This window comes from Kitasatospora sp. NPDC032757 (assembly GCF_055579305.1).
Map to the genome: position 1 here is coordinate 1 of NZ_JBVINN010000017.1, position 15,759 is coordinate 15,759.

The window sequence follows — 15,759 nt, forward strand, 5'->3', positions numbered from 1 at the left end:
CCCCCCCCCCCCCCCCCCCCCCCCCCCCCCCCCCCCCCCCCCCCCCCCCCCCCCCCCCCCCCCCCCCCCCCCCCCCCCCCCCCCCCCCCACCCCCACCCCCCCCCCCCCCCCCCCCCCCCCCCCCCCCCCCCCCCCCGGCCGTTCTGCTCCGCAGGGGTGTCAGATCCCGTCGCAGGCCTGCGCCCGCAGCGCCCGCGCCAGGTCGTCCCGGCGCTCCAGCACCAGCCGGCGCAGCGCCGGCGCCGCGTCCGGGTGGCCGCTCAGCCAGGCGTCCGCCTCGGCCAGCGTCGCCTCGCCGATCTGGGCGTGCGGGAAGAAGCCGCCGACGATCCGCATCGCGATCTCGATGGTCCGCTCGGACCAGACCCGCTCCAGCAGCTTGAAGTACGGCGCCGCGTACAGCGCGGTCAGGTCGCGGTGCGCGGGCAGGGCGAAGCCGGCGATGTTCGCCTCGACCAGGGCGTTGGGCAGCTCGTCCGAGTCGATCACGGCGGACCAGGCGGCGGCCTTGGCCTCCGGGGTCGGCCGGGCGGCCAGGCACTGGGTGTACTGGCGCTTGCCGCTGGCGGTGTTGTCGGCCGTCAGCTCCCCGGCCAGCTCCTCGTCGGAGGCCTGGCCGGCCGCGGCCAGCGTCAGCCAGAGCGACCAGCGCAGCTCCTGGTCGACGTCCAGGCCGTCGATCCGGGCGGTGCCGGCGAGCAGGCCGCGGACCAGGCCGAGGTGCTCGGAGCCGTTGGCGGTCTGCGCCAGGAAGCGCGCCCAGGCCAGCTGGTGGTCGCTGCCCGGGGCGGCGTCGCGCAGCTCGCGCAGTGCGCCGTCGGCCAGCAGCCGGCCGCCCTCGCCACGCCAGGCCGGCGCAGCGTACAGGTCGACGGCGCTCTTGGCCTGGGTGTGCAGCGACTGCAGCACGCCGATGTTGGACTCCTGGCCGGCGAAGCGCAGCACCAGGGCGACGTAGTCGCGGGCCGGCATCAGGCCGTCCCGGGTCAGGTTCCAGACGGCGGACCAGGCGAGTGCCCGGGCCAGGTCGTCCTGGATGTCGCCGAGGCCGGTGCGCAGCGTCTCCAGCGACTCGCCGTCGAAACGGATCTTGCAGTACGTCAGGTCGTCGTCGTTGAGCAGCACCAGGGCGGGCCGGGCGCGGCCGGCAGCCCCGGCGACGACGGTGCGGGCGCCGGTGACGTCCAGCTCGATCCGGTCGGTGCGCACCAGTGCGCCGTCGGCGTCCCGGTCGTAGAGGCCGACCGCGATCCGGTGCGGGCGCAGGACGTTGCCGTTGCCGGCGTCCTGGAGGACGGCGAGTTCGGTGATCCGGCCCTCGGCGTCGACGGTGACCTGCGGGGTGAGCGCGTTGACGCCGGCGGTCTGCAGCCAGGCGGCGGCCCAGGCGGTGAGGTCGCGGCCGCTGGTCTCCTCCAGGATGCCCAGCAGGTCGCCCAGTTCGGTGTTGCCGAAGGCGTGCTGCTTGAAGTATCGGCGGGCGCCCTCGAAGAAGGCCTCCGAACCGACGTACGCCACCAGCTGCTTGAGCACCGAGGCGCCCTTGGCGTAGGTGATGCCGTCGAAGTTGAGCTTGGCGTCCTCGAGGTCCCGGATGTCGGCGGTGATCGGGTGGGTGGTGGGGAACTGGTCCTGCCGGTAGGCCCAGGCCTTGCGCTGGTTGGCGAAGGTGATCCAGGCCGAGGAGTAGCGGGTGCGGGCGCCGATCAGGCCGTAGGAGCCCATGAAGTCGGCGAAGGACTCCTTCAGCCAGAGGTCGTCCCACCAGCGCATGGTGACCAGGTCGCCGAACCACATGTGCGCCATCTCGTGCAGGATGACGTTGGCCCGGCCCTCGTAGGCGGCCTCGGTGACCTTCGAGCGGAAGACGAACTCCTCGCGGAAGGTCACGCAGCCCGGGTTCTCCATCGCGCCGATGTTGTACTCGGGGACGAACGCCTGGTCGTACTTGCCGAACGGGTACGGGTAGTCGAACACCTCGTGGAAGAAGTCGAGCCCGGCCTTGGTGACGCCGAGGATCTCGTCCGCGTCGAAGTAGGGGGCGAGCGACTTGCGGCAGAGCGCGGAGAGGGGGATCTCCAGCACGGTGCCGTCGGCGAGGGTGCGGCTGTAGTGGTCGCGGGCCACGTGGTACGGGCCGGCCACGACGGCGGTGAGGTAGGTGGAGATCGGCTGCGTCGGCGCGAACTGCCAGGTGCGGGCGGCGCCGTCGCCGCTGCCGTCCTCGGTCACGCTCTCGTGGACGGCGTTGGAGCGGACGTCCCAGGCGGCGGGAGCGGTGACGGTGAAGGAGAACGGCGCCTTCAGGTCGGGCTGCTCGAAGGTGGCGAACACCCGGCGGGCGTCGGCCGGCTCGTAGTGGGTGTAGAGGTAGGTCTCGCCGTCGACCGGGTCGGTGAAGCGGTGCAGGCCCTCGCCGGTGCGGCTGTACGCGCAGTCGGCCTCGACCACGAGGACGTTCTCCGCGGCGAGGCCGTCGACGTGGACGCGGGCGCCGTCGAACGCGGCGGCCGGGTCGAGCGCGCGCCCGTTCAGGGTGACCGAGCGGACGGAGGGAGCCAGCAGGTCGAGGAAGGTCGAGGCGCCGGGCTCCGCGCAGCGGAAGGCGAGGGTGGTGGTGGAGCGGAACGTGGCGGCCGCCGGGTCGGGGGCCGAGGTCACGTCCAGCCGGACCTGGTAGCTGTCCACGGCCAGGATGCTGGCCCGCTGCTGGGCTTCGTCGCGGCTCAGGTTCTTGCCCGGCACGGCGGTACTCCTTTGTCCGGCACGCACGGTGGTGCGGTCTTCGCTGCTGCGGTCAGGTGCTGCGCTGTAGTGCTGCGGGGGCATCCTTTCACGCCCTTTGCGCCGGTACCATTGCACAAGTCGCGGTGTGGGCCCGGAATCAGCGGCGCCGAGTGGATGTTGGGAGCGGGGGAGCCCCGTGCGGGGCACCGCCCCGTCCCTCTGCCGCCCCACCTCCGAGGAAGACCACCGCTGTGACGACTGCCGCTGACCGCAAGACCGCCGACTTCTGGTTCGACCCGGCCTGCCCGTGGGCCTGGATGACGTCCCGCTGGCTGATCGAGGTCCAGCAGGTGCGCCCGGTGGAGGTGCGGTGGCACGTGATGAGCCTGTCGGTGCTGAACGAGGGCCGCGACCTGCCGGAGCACTACCGCACGCTGCTGGACAATGCCTGGGGCGCGGTCCGGGTCTGCATCGCCGCCGCCGAGAAGCACGGCGACGAGGTGCTCGGCCGGCTCTACACCGAGCTGGGCACCCGGTTCCACAACCAGGGCCTGCCGCAGAACCGCGAGACGATCGAGGCGGCGCTGGTCGCCGCCGGCCTGTCGGCCGAGCTGGCCGACGCGGCCGGCACGGACGTGTACGACGAGGCCCTGCGCCTGTCCCACAAGGAGGGGATCACCCTGGTCGGCGAGGACGTCGGCACCCCGGTGATCGCCGTCGAGGGCGCGGACGGCGAGCAGGTCGCGTTCTTCGGCCCGGTGGTCACCCCGACGCCGCGCGGCGAGGCCGCCGCCCGCCTCTGGGACGGCACCCTGCTGGTCGCCTCCACCCCGGGCTTCTACGAGATCAAGCGCACCCGCACCGCCGGCCCGTCCTTCGAGTAGTGACGCCGCGCGGGTCCGCGGGAAGACCGCGCGGCTCCGCGCGAACGGGAGGGCCCGGTACCGCCGAAGCGGTACCGGGCCCTCGCGCGTGCGCTACGCGGTGCGCGCGGCGTCCCGGCGCTGCTTGAGCAGGCCCGCGCCGATGAGCAGGGCGACCAGCACGCCGGCCGCGTACAGCTGCTGCCGGTTGCCCTCGGTGGTGGTCATCAGCGCGAGGATGCCGGCCACGGCGGCCATCGCGATCCAGGTCAGGTAGGGGTAGCCCCACATCCGGACGGTGAGCAGCTCGGGCGCCTCGCGCTCCAGCCGGCGGCGCATCTTCAGCTGGACGACGCAGATGAAGAACCAGACCACCAGGATGGCGACGCCGGTGGTGTTCATCAGCCAGGTGAAGACGGTGTCCGGCCAGAACTTGGAGGCCAGCACCGCGCCGAAGCCGAACAGGCAGGAGGCCAGCACGGCCGCCCGCGGCACCCCGCCGCTGACCTTGGCCAGCGCCTTGGGTCCCTGGCCGCGGGAGACCAGCGAGTACGCCATCCGGGAGGAGCCGTAGATGTTGGCGTTCATCGCGGAGAGCAGGGCGATCAGCACCACGGTCTCCATGATGGTGCCGGCACCGGGCACGCCCAGGTGCTGGAGGACCGTCACGTACGGGCCGTTCTCGACGACCGAAGGGTCCTTCCAGGAGACCAGGGTGACGACCAGGGCCATCGAGCCGATGTAGAAGATCGCGATCCGCCAGACCGCGGTGCGCACCGCGTTGGCGACGTTGCGCTTGGGGTCGTCGGACTCGGCGGCGGCGATGGTCACGGTCTCCAGGCCGCCGTAGGCGAAGACCGAGGCGAGCAGGCCGACGATCAGTCCGCTGACACCGGTGGGCAGGAAACCGCCCTGGCCGGTGAGGTTGGTGGTGCCGGGGGAGCCGTCGCCGAGCACCCCGGCCACGCCGAGCGAGCCGAGCACCAGGAAGGCGATGATCGCGGCGACCTTGATCGCGGCGAACCAGAACTCGAACTCGCCGAAGTTCTTCACCGCGGTCAGGTTGCTGGCGCAGAAGAAGACCATGAAGAGGCCGACCCAGACCCAGGCGGAGACGCCGGGGACCCAGCCGTTGACGATCTTCCCGGCGGCGGTGGCCTCGGCGGCGACGCCGCAGCAGAGCATCACCCAGTACATCCAGCCGGCGGTGATCCCGGCCCAGGGGCCGATCTCCTTCTCGGCGTGGACCGAGAACGAGCCGGAGGCCGGGCGGGCGGCCGACATCTCGCCGAGCATCCGCATGATCAGCATGACCAGCAGGCCGGACAGGGTGAACGCCAGGATGATGGCGGGTCCGGCCGCCGCGATGCCCGCCCCGGAGCCGACGAAGAGACCGGCGCCGATGACCCCGCCGAGCGCGATCATCGAGAGGTGGCGCTGCTTGAGGCCGTGCGAGAGCTGTCGGCCGCCGTCGGCCGGGGTGTCGGCGGGGGAGGTCGTCCCGGGCGCCGGGGGCGCGGAGGTACGGGCCATGGGGTGGGGATCCAGACTGTTCGGATGGCGGTGCGAGTTGCCCAATATCCGGGGACGCGGTTGCCCGTGCCAAGAATGTCCGGCCCGGGCCCAGAATGCGGACCGGATCGTGACGGAGAATGGCCGGAACCCTCACGTTCCGTCGCTCTCGGTGGGTCGGACCCGACAAGGAGCGACTTCCGGGCTTTGTCCGGTTCCCCGGCGGTGCCGGCGGCGATCACCGCGTAGGTTCACAGGTGTTCACTCACCTGATCATCAGAGGAATCCCCGATGGCCACTGCCAGCACCCCGACCGCCAGCACCCCGACACTGGGCCGCGGTGTCCTCGCCGACCTGCTGCCCGCCGCCTCCACCCGGCTCGGCGCCCAGGCCCGCGACCTCGCCCTGGTGGCCGGCGGCGCCGCGCTCACCGGCCTGGCCGCCCAGCTCTCGGTGAACGTCCCCGGCTCGCCCGTCCCGGTCACCGGCCAGACCTTCGCCGCCCTGCTGGTCGGCACCGCGCTCGGCGCCCGCCGCGGCGTCGCCTCGCTCGGCCTCTACCTGCTGGCCGGCATGGCGGGCCTGCCCTGGTTCGCCGAGGGCACCTCCGGCTGGTCGATGCCGTCGCTCGGCTACGTGCTCGGCTTCGTCGTGGCGGCCGCCCTGACTGGCGCGCTGGCCCGCCGCGGCGCCGACCGCACCCCGGTGAACACCGCCGTCACCATGGTTCTCGGCAGCCTCGCCATCTACGCCGTCGGCGTGCCCTACCTCGCCTTCTCGCTGGACGTCCCGCTGGCCCGCGCGGCCGAGCTGGGCCTCTACCCGTACCTGGTCGGCGACGCCCTGAAGGCGGCCCTCGCGGCCGGCGCCCTGCCGCTCGCCTGGAAGCTCCTCGGCCGCCGCTGAAGGCGGGCGCTGCCCCCTGCACGGCCCGGGTGACCGCGCATGCCACACTCGTGGCATGCGCGTCTACCTGGGCTCCGACCATGCCGGATACGAACTGAAGAACCACCTCGTGGAGTGGCTGAAGGGGGCCGGCCACGAGCCGGTCGACTGCGGTCCGCACATCTACGACGCCCTCGACGACTACCCGCCGTTCTGCCTGCGGGCCGCCGAGCGCACCGCCGCCGACCCGGAGGCGCTGGGCGTCGTGATCGGCGGTTCGGGCAACGGCGAGGCGATCGCCGCCAACAAGGTCAAGGGCGTGCGTGCCGCGCTGGCCTGGAGCGAGCAGACCGCCTCGCTCGGCCGCGAGCACAACAACGCCAACGTGATCTCCATCGGCGGCCGGATGCACACCGAGGAGGAGGCCACCAAGTTCGTGGAGATCTTCCTCAGCACCCCGTACAGCGGCGACGAGCGGCACACCCGCCGGATCGCCATGCTGAGCGAGTACGAGACCACCGGCGAGCTCCCGCCGATCCCGGCCCACCACCCGCAGCAGGGCTGAGCCTCGCCGTTCCACCCCGTCGAACCCTCCCGCCGACCGGCCGCGCTCCCGCAGCGCGGCCGGCCGGCGCGTCTGTGCGGGCGTGCGCCCCTGTGTGATCGGCCACAGCGCCCGCCCCGTCCGACCGGCGTACGAACCGCCCTGTGTGCGGGGCGCATGCGCCGCCCGCGTGGTTCGTACGCCCAACGGGCACACGCTTCCTGACGCAGCGGGCGGTGCCCGCCGCAATCGGCCGAAACCTGCTGACGCGCCCGCGCCACGGCGCCGCCGCCCGTGCCCGGGCCGTCGACGCCGGGCCGCAACCGTGGATATGGTCGGTCCCCATGGCTGGCAGAGCGCCGGGCACACCGCCCCAGACGACTGCGACGAGGCCCGGCGCCGCCACGGCGTCCGACCCCGTGACGGCCCGGTTGCGCAAGAGGCTCCGCCGGGTCCGCCGAAGGCTGCGCACGGCCGGGGTCGACTACTTCCGCGGCGGCGCCGCCGACTGGCCGGTGCTCTGCGCGCTCGCCCTGCTCGTCCCGCTGCTGATCCTGCTCAACATCTGGATCCCCGCCTGGGCCCCGCCCACCTCGCTGGTCCTGCCGATCCTGGCCGCCGCGCTGCTGCTGCGCCCGGGCAGCCTGGTGGTGCTGTACGCCCTGGCCGCGCTCGGCCTCTCCGCCGAGTCCGTGATCCACACCGGCCAGCGTGTCGCCAGCGCCGACCCGGACGCCTACACCTACGGCGTCACCCCCGGCGCCGCCCTGGTGGTCGGCGCGGCCGGGGTCGGCGGCCTGCTGCTGGCCCAGTTCCGCAGCCGGGTCGGCGTCCCCTGGTGGGGCGGCTCGACCATGCTCTTCGACCTGCGCGAGCGGCTGCGGGTGCAGAGCCGCGTCCCCCGGCTGCCGGACGGCTGGCACGCCGACATGGCGCTGCGCCCGGCCGGCGGGCAGTCCTTCTCCGGTGACTTCGTGGTCGCCGCCCGGACCGGCCCCGGCCAGCGGGTGCTGGAGGTGGTCCTCGCGGACGTCTCCGGCAAGGGCATGGACGCCGGCTCCCGGGCCCTGCTGCTCTCCGGAGCCTTCGGCGGCCTGCTCGGCTCGCTGCCCGCGCACGACTTCCTGCCCGCGGCCAACGGCTACCTGCTCCGGCAGTCCTGGGAGGAGGGCTTCGCGACCGCCGTCCACCTGGTGCTCGACCTGGACACCGGCGAGTACGAGCTGCTCTCGGCCGGCCACCTGCCCGGCATGCAGCGGCTGGCCGGCGCCGGGCGCTGGGAGATGAAGGAGGCCTCGGAGGGCGCGGCGCTCGGCATCTACGACGGCGCCAAGTTCGAGGGCGTGCGCGGCCGGCTGAACCGCGGCGACGTCCTGCTGCTCTGCACCGACGGCATGGTCGAGGCCCCCGGCCGGGACCTCTCCGAGGGCATGGACCGGCTGATGGGCGAGGCCGACCGGCTGGTCCCCGGCGCGGGCCCCGGCGCCGGCGTCGGCGCGGCCTCCCGGCTGATCGAGACGGTCGCCCGGGACATCAACGACGACCGTGCGGTGCTGCTGCTCTGGCGCGACTGACCACCCGCCGGCCGTCCTGACGGGCCGCTTCCGCCCCGGCACATGCCGTGGGCAGGTGCTGTCAAGCCGGGGAGCTGATCTTCAGCCATTTCGGACCTGCCGTCACCGGACCGGACCTGCCGCTTCCGCTCCCGCCCGCCGGGCGTTTCCCCGCCGCTCAGCGCGGCCCCGCCGACGATTCGTCAGAACGTCTCGGCTATGGTCTCGGTCGGCGGAAACTCGTCTCGCATCGCAGGATATCGGCGTTCGGCTGACAGCCAGACCTTTACGCAACCGGCACGGTCGACCACACTGAGTCCGGGCGGGACTGGTCAGGATCCGGGGGATGGGGGGCGTCACGTGCGGCACGACGGGCACCGTGCGGCCGCAGCGGGCTCTCCCTCCGGCCGGGACAGGCCGGACGAACTGCTGTTCCGCCTCGGGACCGTCGGACAGACCGGGGTCCGGCTTCGCAGGGGCTGTCAGGCGCTGGCACCCCGCTATGAAACGAGGAAGTGAGTCCGGGTGGCACTCTCCGTCTCCGCGCTGGTCCTGTTCGGCATCATCTGCTTCATCTTCATCCGTAACAAGCAGCTGAAGACCGGGCACTTCATCCTGGCCGCCCTGTTCGGCTTCATGCTCAACCAGAGCACGGCCGCCAAGCCGATCCAGGACTTCCTGACCCAGATCGCCAAGAGCATCTCCAGCATCGCCAGTTGACCCCCGGGGGCCTCGTCCGGGGCCCGGGGCGGGTGCGGCGGAAGCCGGCTGTCACCGGTCGGCCCGTCTGGCCTGCCGCCAGCGCCCGAACAGCCCCCGGGGCCGCGCCGCCGCCACGGCCGGCGCCCGGACCGCCGCGGGCGCCGCGGCGCCCGTCGGCGTGGCGGTCCGCAGCGTCGTCCCGCGGGCCGTCAGCAGTACGAACAGCCGGGCCCAGCAGAGGCGTTCGCCACGCGGCCAGTCCAGCGCGCGCAGCGCCGCCGAGGCGGCCTCCGACACCTCGCCGTTGACCCGGACCTCGGCGACGTCGTCCCCCGCCTTGCCGCCGAGGAACAGCTTCACCCCGTTCGGCCCGCCCCCGGCCAGGTCCGGCAGCAGCGCGGGCGCGAGCGCGGGCAGCACCCGGTGCTCCGCGAGCCAGCCGGCCAGCCTCTCGTTGCCGAAGCCGAACACCGCCGCCGGCCCCTGGACGGCGTGCCAGCCCGGCAGTTCCGGGTGGTCGGCGTGGTCGCCGTGCTCACCCCGGCCCTGCTCCTGTTCGACCAGCGCCGAGGCCGTGGTGGTCGCCCACATCCGCACCGCGTTGGCGAGCTTCTCCTCCTCGGTCTTGCCGAGGCCGGCCGCGCAGTCCCAGACCACCGGCGCGTCCGCGCGGCCGAGCTGGAGGACGTAGCCCAGGTCGACGTGGCCGGCGCCGTCCTGGCCGGGGTGCTCGCGGACGGCCACCGCCGTCGTGCCCGGGCCGCGCACCACCTCGCCGTCGACCGTGAACACCTGCCCGAAGCGCGCCATCTCCTGGACCACACAGCGCTGTATGACGGCCAGTCGGTCCTGGGGACGCACGGGTACTCCTCCACGTAGGGCTCGCAGCCGCCTCGGCTCGCAGTGTTCTCGAAACTGCGCTCGAACGCCGCCGAGGCTATCGGCCCGGAGCCCTGCCGGGAAACCGCCCCGGAGCCGGGCCCCCGGCCCCTCCGGTCGCGAGAATGTCCTTAATGCCCCAGTTTGGGTAGCGGCAACCGTAGGCCACCGCCTGGAGAACCGCATGCCCCGCACCGACCTGACGCCCCCTCCGCCACTGCTCCTCACCCCGGACGGCTCCGGCCTGGTCGCCGAGATCGAGGCCTACCTCGCCTCGCTGCCCGCCCCGGCGCGCACGCCGGTCCCGTACGTCCCGCTGCACGGCTCCACCCCGCAGCCCTGGCACGCCGGCCACCCGCTGCCCCGGGCCACCCTGCTGGACCGGGCGCTGCGCCGCCCGGCCCGCCCGGTGCCCGTCACCGCCGCCGACCACCTGCGGCTCGCCTCCCGCTACATCGGCGCCCACGGCTGGCTGCAGGGCGCGATGTGGGACCAGGCCGGCCGGGTCTGCCTGCTCGGCGCCCAGGCCGCCGTCCTCGCACACGGCTACGGCACCCCGCTGACGGTCCGTACCGCGCGGGTCCAGCTGATGGAGGTACTGCACGCCACCGGCCGCCCGGCGAACTCCCCGGACGAGTACAACGACCGCCCGACCACCCGCCAGGCCGACGTCCACCGGCTGCTCGACCGGGCCGCCGCCCGGGCCGGACGGCTCGGCCTCTGACCGGCTGACGGTCCGTCGAGGGGTGTCTCCCGGAAAGCGAACGGCCCCGGAGGGACGGTGACGTCTCTCCGGGGCCGGACGGTTGGAGCGGGCGACGAGAATCGAACTCGCGTGACTAGTTTGGAAGACTAGGGCTCTACCATTGAGCTACGCCCGCGTGATCCCCCGGCCGTTGCCGGACGGAAGGTCGGGAACAGCGTACCTGGTCCGGTCGGCTGCGTGCACACCGGATTCGTCGTGAGGGCCTCGGATATGTCGGCGAACCGGCAGGGCCCGGCGTGTACGCTTCCTCTCGGCACCACGGGGTGTGGCGCAGTTTGGTAGCGCGTCCGCTTTGGGAGCGGAAGGCCGTCGGTTCGAATCCGGTCACCCCGACAGTGCGGCAGGGTCTCGTCCTCGGCGGGGCCCTGTTGGCGTCTCCGGGCTCCGTTGGCATCTTCGGAGTGGGTCCGGCATGGTGGGTGGTTGATTTTTCACCCAAAGCTGGAGCCCCGATGAGGATGAACCCCAAGATCGCGGTCGGAGTCGTCTTCGTCGCCTCGCTGTTCATGTCGATCATGGACACCACGATCGTCAACGTGGCACTGCCCGCGATCGGCCGCGATTTCGGCACCGATCCCGCCGGGGTCGGCGTGATCAACGTCGGCTACCTGGTCAGCCTGGCCGTCTTCGTCCCGCTCTCCGGCTGGCTGGGGGACCGCTACGGCACCCGCCGGGTCTTCCTCGCCGCCCTCACCCTCTTCACCGTCGCCTCGCTGCTCTGCGGCGCGGCCGGCTCGATGACCTCGCTCACCCTCTACCGCATCCTCCAGGGCGCGGCGGGCGGTCTGCTCACCCCGGTCGGGATGACCATGCTCTTCCGCGCCTTCCCGCAGGAGGAGCGGATGCGGGCCACCCGCGTCCTGATGCTGCCCACCGCGGTCGCGCCCGCCGCCGGGCCGGTGCTCGGCGGCTGGCTGGTGGACGGCTGGTCCTGGCACTGGGTCTTCGTCGTCAACGTGCCGGTCGGCATCGCCGCCCTGGTCTTCGGCCTGCTCTTCCTGCCCGACTACCGCGCCGAGCGGGCCGGCCGGTTCGACGCGGCCGGGTTCCTGCTCTCCGCGGCCGGCTTCGGTGCCGCGATGTACGCGCTCTCCGAGGGCGCGTCCGAGGGCTGGGGGAGCGCGCGGATCCTGGCCTCGGCGCTCGGCGGTCTGCTCGCGCTGGCAGTCCTGGTCGTGGTCGAGCTGCGCCGCCCCGAGCCGATGCTCGACCTGCGGCTCTTCCGGGACCGCATCTTCCGCACCACCAACCTGCTCTCGCTCTTCTCCGGCGCCGCCTTCCTCGGCATGCTCTACCTCTTCCCGCTGCTGATGCAGGACGCGCTCGGCATGGACGCCCTGCACAGCGGCCTCATGGTGTTCCCCGAGGCGCTCGGCGTGATGCTCGCCTCCCAGGTGGCGGCCCGCCTCTACCCGCGGATCGGCCCGCGCCGGATCCTGGTCGCCGGGGCCACCGTGGTGGCCGGCTGCCTCGCCCTGATGGCCACCATCGGGCCCGACAGCAACCTCTGGGCGGTGCGGGCCCTCATGTTCGTCACCGGCTACGCGATGTCGCACGTCTTCATGCCCTCGCAGACCGCCGCATTCGCCACCATCACCCCGCGCGCCACCGGCGCCGCCTCCACCCTCTACAACGCGCAGCGCCAGCTCGGCTCCGCGCTCGGCGTCGCGGTGCTCGGCACCGTGCTGACCGCCGTCGGACCCCTCACCGTGAACGCTTCGGGTACGCCCGTGGCGAACCTCACCGCGTACCGCGCCGCCTTCCTCACCGCGGCCGCCCTGGCCCTCGTGGCGGCCGCGATCGCCTTGCTGGTACGGGATTCCGACGCCGCCGCCACCATGCGCCCGGTACCGGCGGGGGGTACCGCGGAGCCGTCCGCGGAGGCCGCCCCGGAGCCCGCCGGGGCGGCCTGAGCGGCCGCAGGCGGCGGCGTCCTGGCATCCGCCTTTCGTGGTACCGGTAGGATGGGGCGCTGGCGGTAGTCCCTGTGGCGTCCACCCAGGTCAACCGCACGAGGGCGAGGAGTCACGCTCACCGTCCACCCCCCACGGGAGATGCAGCTCCAACCGCCCATCGCCCGTCTCGCCCGACCCGCCCGTACCGGCCCCGGCCGGCGGCATGGGGAGGGCGGAGGCAACCTGACCGCAAGCCCATAGGAGACCAAACCGTGAAGAGCGCCGTCGAGACTCTGAACCCGACCCGGGTTCGACTCACCGTCGAGGTGCCCTTCGAGGAGCTCAAGCCCAGCCTCGACGCGGCGTACAAGAAGATCAACCAGCAGGTCTCGGTCCCGGGCTTCCGCAAGGGCAAGATCCCGAACCGGGTCATCGACCAGCGTTTCGGTCGTGGCGCCGTGCTGGAGGAGGCCGTCAACGACGCCCTCCCGCGCTTCTACACGCAGGCAGTCGACGAGGGCAAGATCGAGGTTCTCGGACAGCCCGACATCACCAACATCGAGGGTGTCGAGAAGATCGCCGACGGTGGTGACCTGAAGTTCACCGCCGAGGTGGACATCCGCCCGGAGATCACCCTCCCGGACTTCTCGACCATCGAGGTCACCGTCGACCCGATCGTCGTCACCGACGAGGACGTCGACAAGTCCCTGGAGCAGCTGCGCGAGCGCTTCTCCTCGGTCAAGGACGTCGAGCGCGCCGCGGCCGCCGGCGACATCGTGGTCGTCGACCTCGAGGCCAAGGTCGACGGCGAGGTGCCGGAGGACGGCACCGCCGCCGGCGTCAGCTACGAGATCGGCTCGGGCCGTCTGATCGACGGTATCGACGACGCCGTCGTCGGCCTGGAGGCCGGTGGCACCGCGACCTTCGACACCGAGCTCAAGGGTGGCACCCAGGCGGGCAAGACCTCCGAGGTCACCGTCACCGTCACCGCCGTCCAGGAGAAGGAGCTGCCCGAGCTGGACGACGAGTTCGCCCAGCTGGCCAGCGAGTTCGACACCCTGGAGGAGCTGCGCGGCGACTCCCGCAAGCGCCTCGAGCGCATGAAGGAGTACGACCAGGCCACCCAGGCCCAGGAGAAGGTGCTCGACGCGCTGCTGGCGCTGGTCGAGATCGAGTTCCCGGAGAAGCTCCTCAAGGACGAGATCGAGACCCGCAAGCACAACCTCGAGCACCACCAGCTGGAGCCGATGGGCCTCGACCTCGCGACGTACCTGGAGACCCAGGGCAAGACCGAGGAGGAGTTCCTGGCGGAGACCGAGGAGCAGGCGAAGAAGGGCATCAAGACCCAGTTCGTCCTGGACCAGATCGTCGCCGACGAGGAGCTGGGTGTTAACCAGGAGGAGCTCACCGAGCACCTCATCCGCCGCGCCGCCGGCTCGGGCCTGACCCCGGACCAGTTCGCGCAGCAGGTCGTCCAGGGCGGCCAGGTGCCGCTGCTGGTCGGCGAGGTCGCCCGCGGCAAGGCGCTGGCCACGGTGGTCGAGGCCGCCAAGGTCGTCGACACCGAGGGCAACGAGATCAACTTCGACGACGACGAGACCGACGAGTCGGGCGAGACCGTCGCCGCCGAGGCCCCGGCCGCCGAGGCCGAGGCCGAGGAGAAGACCGAGGCCTGACCACCCCGGTCGCCCTGACGCAGCAGCGGGCCCGGACGCCGTACACGGTGTCCGGGCCCGCCGTGTTCCCCGCGGTCGCGGGCGGGGCCCGCCGCGAACCCTGCGCTCACAGCGAACAGTTCTGCGTGAGGGATTCTGCGGCCCGGCCTGCGCGTTAGGGTCCATGGACAGCAACAATCACGACGTGATACCCGGAAGCTGTGCGACACCGTGACGGCCGCGGAGCGACCGTCCAAATCGACTGAGCAGGTGGCTAAGTGACGTTCCCGCAGATGCAGATGCCTGGCCCGATGGCGCCGCACGCCGCCTCTGGTGACGTGCTCGGCGGCCTGGGGGACCAGGTCTACAACCGGCTGCTCAACGAGCGGATCATCTTCCTCGGCCAGCAGGTCGACGACGACATCGCCAACAAGATCACCGCCCAGCTGCTCCTGCTGGCCGCGGACCCGGACAAGGACATCTTCCTTTACATCAACTCCCCGGGCGGCTCGATCTCGGCCGGCATGGCGATCTACGACACCATGCAGTACATCAAGAACGACGTCGTCACCATCGCGATGGGCATGGCCGCCTCGATGGGCCAGTTCCTGCTGACCGCCGGCGCCAAGGGCAAGCGCTTCTCGCTGCCGAACGCCAACATCCTCATGCACCAGCCGTCCGCCGGTCTCGGCGGCTCGGCCACCGACATCCGCATCCAGGCCGAGCAGCTGCTCCGCACCAAGAAGCGGATGTCCGAGCTGATCGCCTTCCACAGCGGCCAGTCCTTCGAGCAGATCACCGCGGACTCCGACCGCGACCGCTGGTTCACGCCCGAGGAGGCCCTGGAGTACGGCCTGATCGACGCGATCATGCACAGCGCCGCGGACGTTCCGGGTGGCGGCGGCACGGGCGCCTGAGCCTCGGCCCCGGATCCCACGAGACCACAGCCCCATCGCTCCGGAGGACTAGAACCCCCATGAACATCCCCAGCCTGTCCAGCGCCAAGGCACGCGTCGAGGACATGCGTGCCGAGGGCCGCTACATCGTCCCGCGCTTCGTCGAGCGCACCTCGCAGGGCATCCGCGAGTACGACCCGTACGCCAAGCTGTTCGAGGAGCGCATCATCTTCCTCGGCTCGCAGGTGGACGACGTCTCCGCGAACGACATCATGGCCCAGCTGCTCTGCCTGGAGTCCATGGACCCGGACCGCGAGATCCAGATGTACATCAACTCGCCCGGCGGCTCGTTCACGGCCCTGACGGCCATCTACGACACCATGCAGTACGTGAAGCCGGACATCACCACGGTCTGCATGGGCCAGGCGGCCTCCGCCGCGGCCGTGCTGCTCGCCGCCGGCACCCCCGGCAAGCGGATGGCGCTGCCGAACGCCCGTATCCTGATCCACCAGCCGTACACCGAGACCGGCCGCGGTCAGGTGTCCGACCTGGAGATCCAGGCCAGGGAGATCTTCCGGATGCGCGAGCAGCTGGAGGAGATGCTCTCCAAGCACTCGAACAAGTCCGTCGAGCAGGTCCGCGACGACATCGAGCGCGACAAGATCCTCACGGCCGAGGAGGCCGTCGAGTACGGTCTCGTCGACCTGGTCATCTCCACCCGCAAGGCCTCGCTGACCTCCTGAGGTCGGCACCCTGCCGGGGGCGGGGGGGGGGGGGGGGGGGGGGGCCCCCCCCCCCCCCCCCCCCCGAGACACACACAACAACCCGTTTGTTGCTCCCCTCCCCCCCGGCGGGGGGGAAATGCCGCAGAAAAAGAGAAG

Annotated in this window: 13 protein-coding genes and 2 tRNA genes; 11 read left to right on the forward strand and 4 right to left on the reverse strand. The window is 72.3% G+C overall.

Annotation, left to right across the window (positions count from 1 at the left end):
- Nucleotides 1-160 precede the first annotated feature (160 nt).
- Nucleotides 161-2,746, reverse strand: a complete 2,586-nt coding sequence (pepN, locus tag ACZ5WK_RS19965; RefSeq protein WP_465548704.1) for an aminopeptidase N — start codon at nt 2,744-2,746, stop codon at nt 161-163.
- 233 nt (nt 2,747-2,979) lie between these two features.
- Here pepN and ACZ5WK_RS19970 point away from each other — a divergent pair, with 233 nt between their 5' ends.
- A complete protein-coding gene (locus tag ACZ5WK_RS19970; protein WP_465548705.1) occupies nt 2,980-3,612 on the forward strand; it encodes a mycothiol-dependent nitroreductase Rv2466c family protein in 633 nt (210 codons plus the stop codon).
- Between the two features lie 93 nt (nt 3,613-3,705).
- Here the strand turns inward: ACZ5WK_RS19970 and ACZ5WK_RS19975 are convergent, their stop codons facing one another.
- On the reverse strand, nt 3,706-5,124 hold the full coding sequence (locus ACZ5WK_RS19975) for an amino acid permease (protein ID WP_465548706.1): 1,419 nt from the start codon (nt 5,122-5,124) through the stop codon (nt 3,706-3,708).
- Between the two features lie 270 nt (nt 5,125-5,394).
- Here ACZ5WK_RS19975 and ACZ5WK_RS19980 point away from each other — a divergent pair, with 270 nt between their 5' ends.
- The 4 genes from ACZ5WK_RS19980 to ACZ5WK_RS19995 all read left to right on the forward strand — a co-directional run bounded on the left by ACZ5WK_RS19980 (nt 5,395) and on the right by ACZ5WK_RS19995 (nt 8,805).
- On the forward strand, nt 5,395-6,009 hold the full coding sequence (locus tag ACZ5WK_RS19980) for a biotin transporter BioY (RefSeq protein ID WP_396323156.1): 615 nt from the start codon (nt 5,395-5,397) through the stop codon (nt 6,007-6,009).
- Nucleotides 6,010-6,064: 55 nt separating this feature from the next.
- Nucleotides 6,065-6,553 (forward strand): ribose-5-phosphate isomerase, encoded by a 489-nt coding sequence (locus tag ACZ5WK_RS19985; RefSeq protein ID WP_465548707.1) that lies wholly within the window; start codon nt 6,065-6,067, stop codon nt 6,551-6,553.
- A 323-nt stretch (nt 6,554-6,876) separates the two neighbouring features.
- Nucleotides 6,877-8,106 carry a PP2C family protein-serine/threonine phosphatase gene (locus tag ACZ5WK_RS19990; protein ID WP_465548708.1) on the forward strand — a complete coding sequence of 410 codons (1,230 nt, stop codon included), beginning with the start codon at nt 6,877-6,879 and terminating at the stop codon, nt 8,104-8,106.
- Between the two features lie 504 nt (nt 8,107-8,610).
- Nucleotides 8,611-8,805 carry a hypothetical protein gene (locus tag ACZ5WK_RS19995; RefSeq protein WP_380326353.1) on the forward strand — a complete coding sequence of 65 codons (195 nt, stop codon included), beginning with the start codon at nt 8,611-8,613 and terminating at the stop codon, nt 8,803-8,805.
- Nucleotides 8,806-8,856: 51 nt separating this feature from the next.
- Here the strand turns inward: ACZ5WK_RS19995 and ACZ5WK_RS20000 are convergent, their stop codons facing one another.
- On the reverse strand, nt 8,857-9,648 hold the full coding sequence (locus tag ACZ5WK_RS20000; RefSeq protein WP_465548709.1) for a DUF6348 family protein: 792 nt from the start codon (nt 9,646-9,648) through the stop codon (nt 8,857-8,859).
- 202 nt (nt 9,649-9,850) lie between these two features.
- On the opposite strand from ACZ5WK_RS20000, the gene ACZ5WK_RS20005 reads away from it, so the two are divergent.
- The gene (locus ACZ5WK_RS20005) at nt 9,851-10,390 is read left to right on the forward strand and encodes a DUF6197 family protein (protein ID WP_465548710.1); all 540 of its coding nucleotides are present in this window, start codon (nt 9,851-9,853) and stop codon (nt 10,388-10,390) included.
- 83 nt (nt 10,391-10,473) lie between these two features.
- On the opposite strand, the gene ACZ5WK_RS20010 is transcribed toward ACZ5WK_RS20005, so the two are convergent.
- Nucleotides 10,474-10,547, reverse strand: a tRNA-Gly gene (locus tag ACZ5WK_RS20010).
- A gap of 144 nt (nt 10,548-10,691) precedes the next feature.
- Between ACZ5WK_RS20010 and ACZ5WK_RS20015 the strand changes: the two genes are divergently transcribed.
- The 5 genes from ACZ5WK_RS20015 (at nt 10,692) to ACZ5WK_RS20035 (ending at nt 15,621) form a co-directional block, all read left to right on the forward strand.
- Nucleotides 10,692-10,765, forward strand: a tRNA-Pro gene (locus ACZ5WK_RS20015).
- Between the two features lie 119 nt (nt 10,766-10,884).
- Nucleotides 10,885-12,345 (forward strand): MDR family MFS transporter, encoded by a 1,461-nt coding sequence (locus ACZ5WK_RS20020; RefSeq protein ID WP_465548711.1) that lies wholly within the window; start codon nt 10,885-10,887, stop codon nt 12,343-12,345.
- A gap of 254 nt (nt 12,346-12,599) precedes the next feature.
- Nucleotides 12,600-14,003 carry a trigger factor gene (gene tig / locus ACZ5WK_RS20025; protein WP_405365813.1) on the forward strand — a complete coding sequence of 468 codons (1,404 nt, stop codon included), beginning with the start codon at nt 12,600-12,602 and terminating at the stop codon, nt 14,001-14,003.
- A gap of 278 nt (nt 14,004-14,281) precedes the next feature.
- A complete protein-coding gene (locus ACZ5WK_RS20030; RefSeq protein WP_305067940.1) occupies nt 14,282-14,899 on the forward strand; it encodes an ATP-dependent Clp protease proteolytic subunit in 618 nt (205 codons plus the stop codon).
- 59 nt (nt 14,900-14,958) lie between these two features.
- Nucleotides 14,959-15,621: an ATP-dependent Clp protease proteolytic subunit gene (locus ACZ5WK_RS20035; protein WP_327676905.1), complete on the forward strand. Its 663-nt coding sequence runs from the start codon at nt 14,959-14,961 to the stop codon at nt 15,619-15,621.
- Nucleotides 15,622-15,759 lie beyond the last annotated feature (138 nt).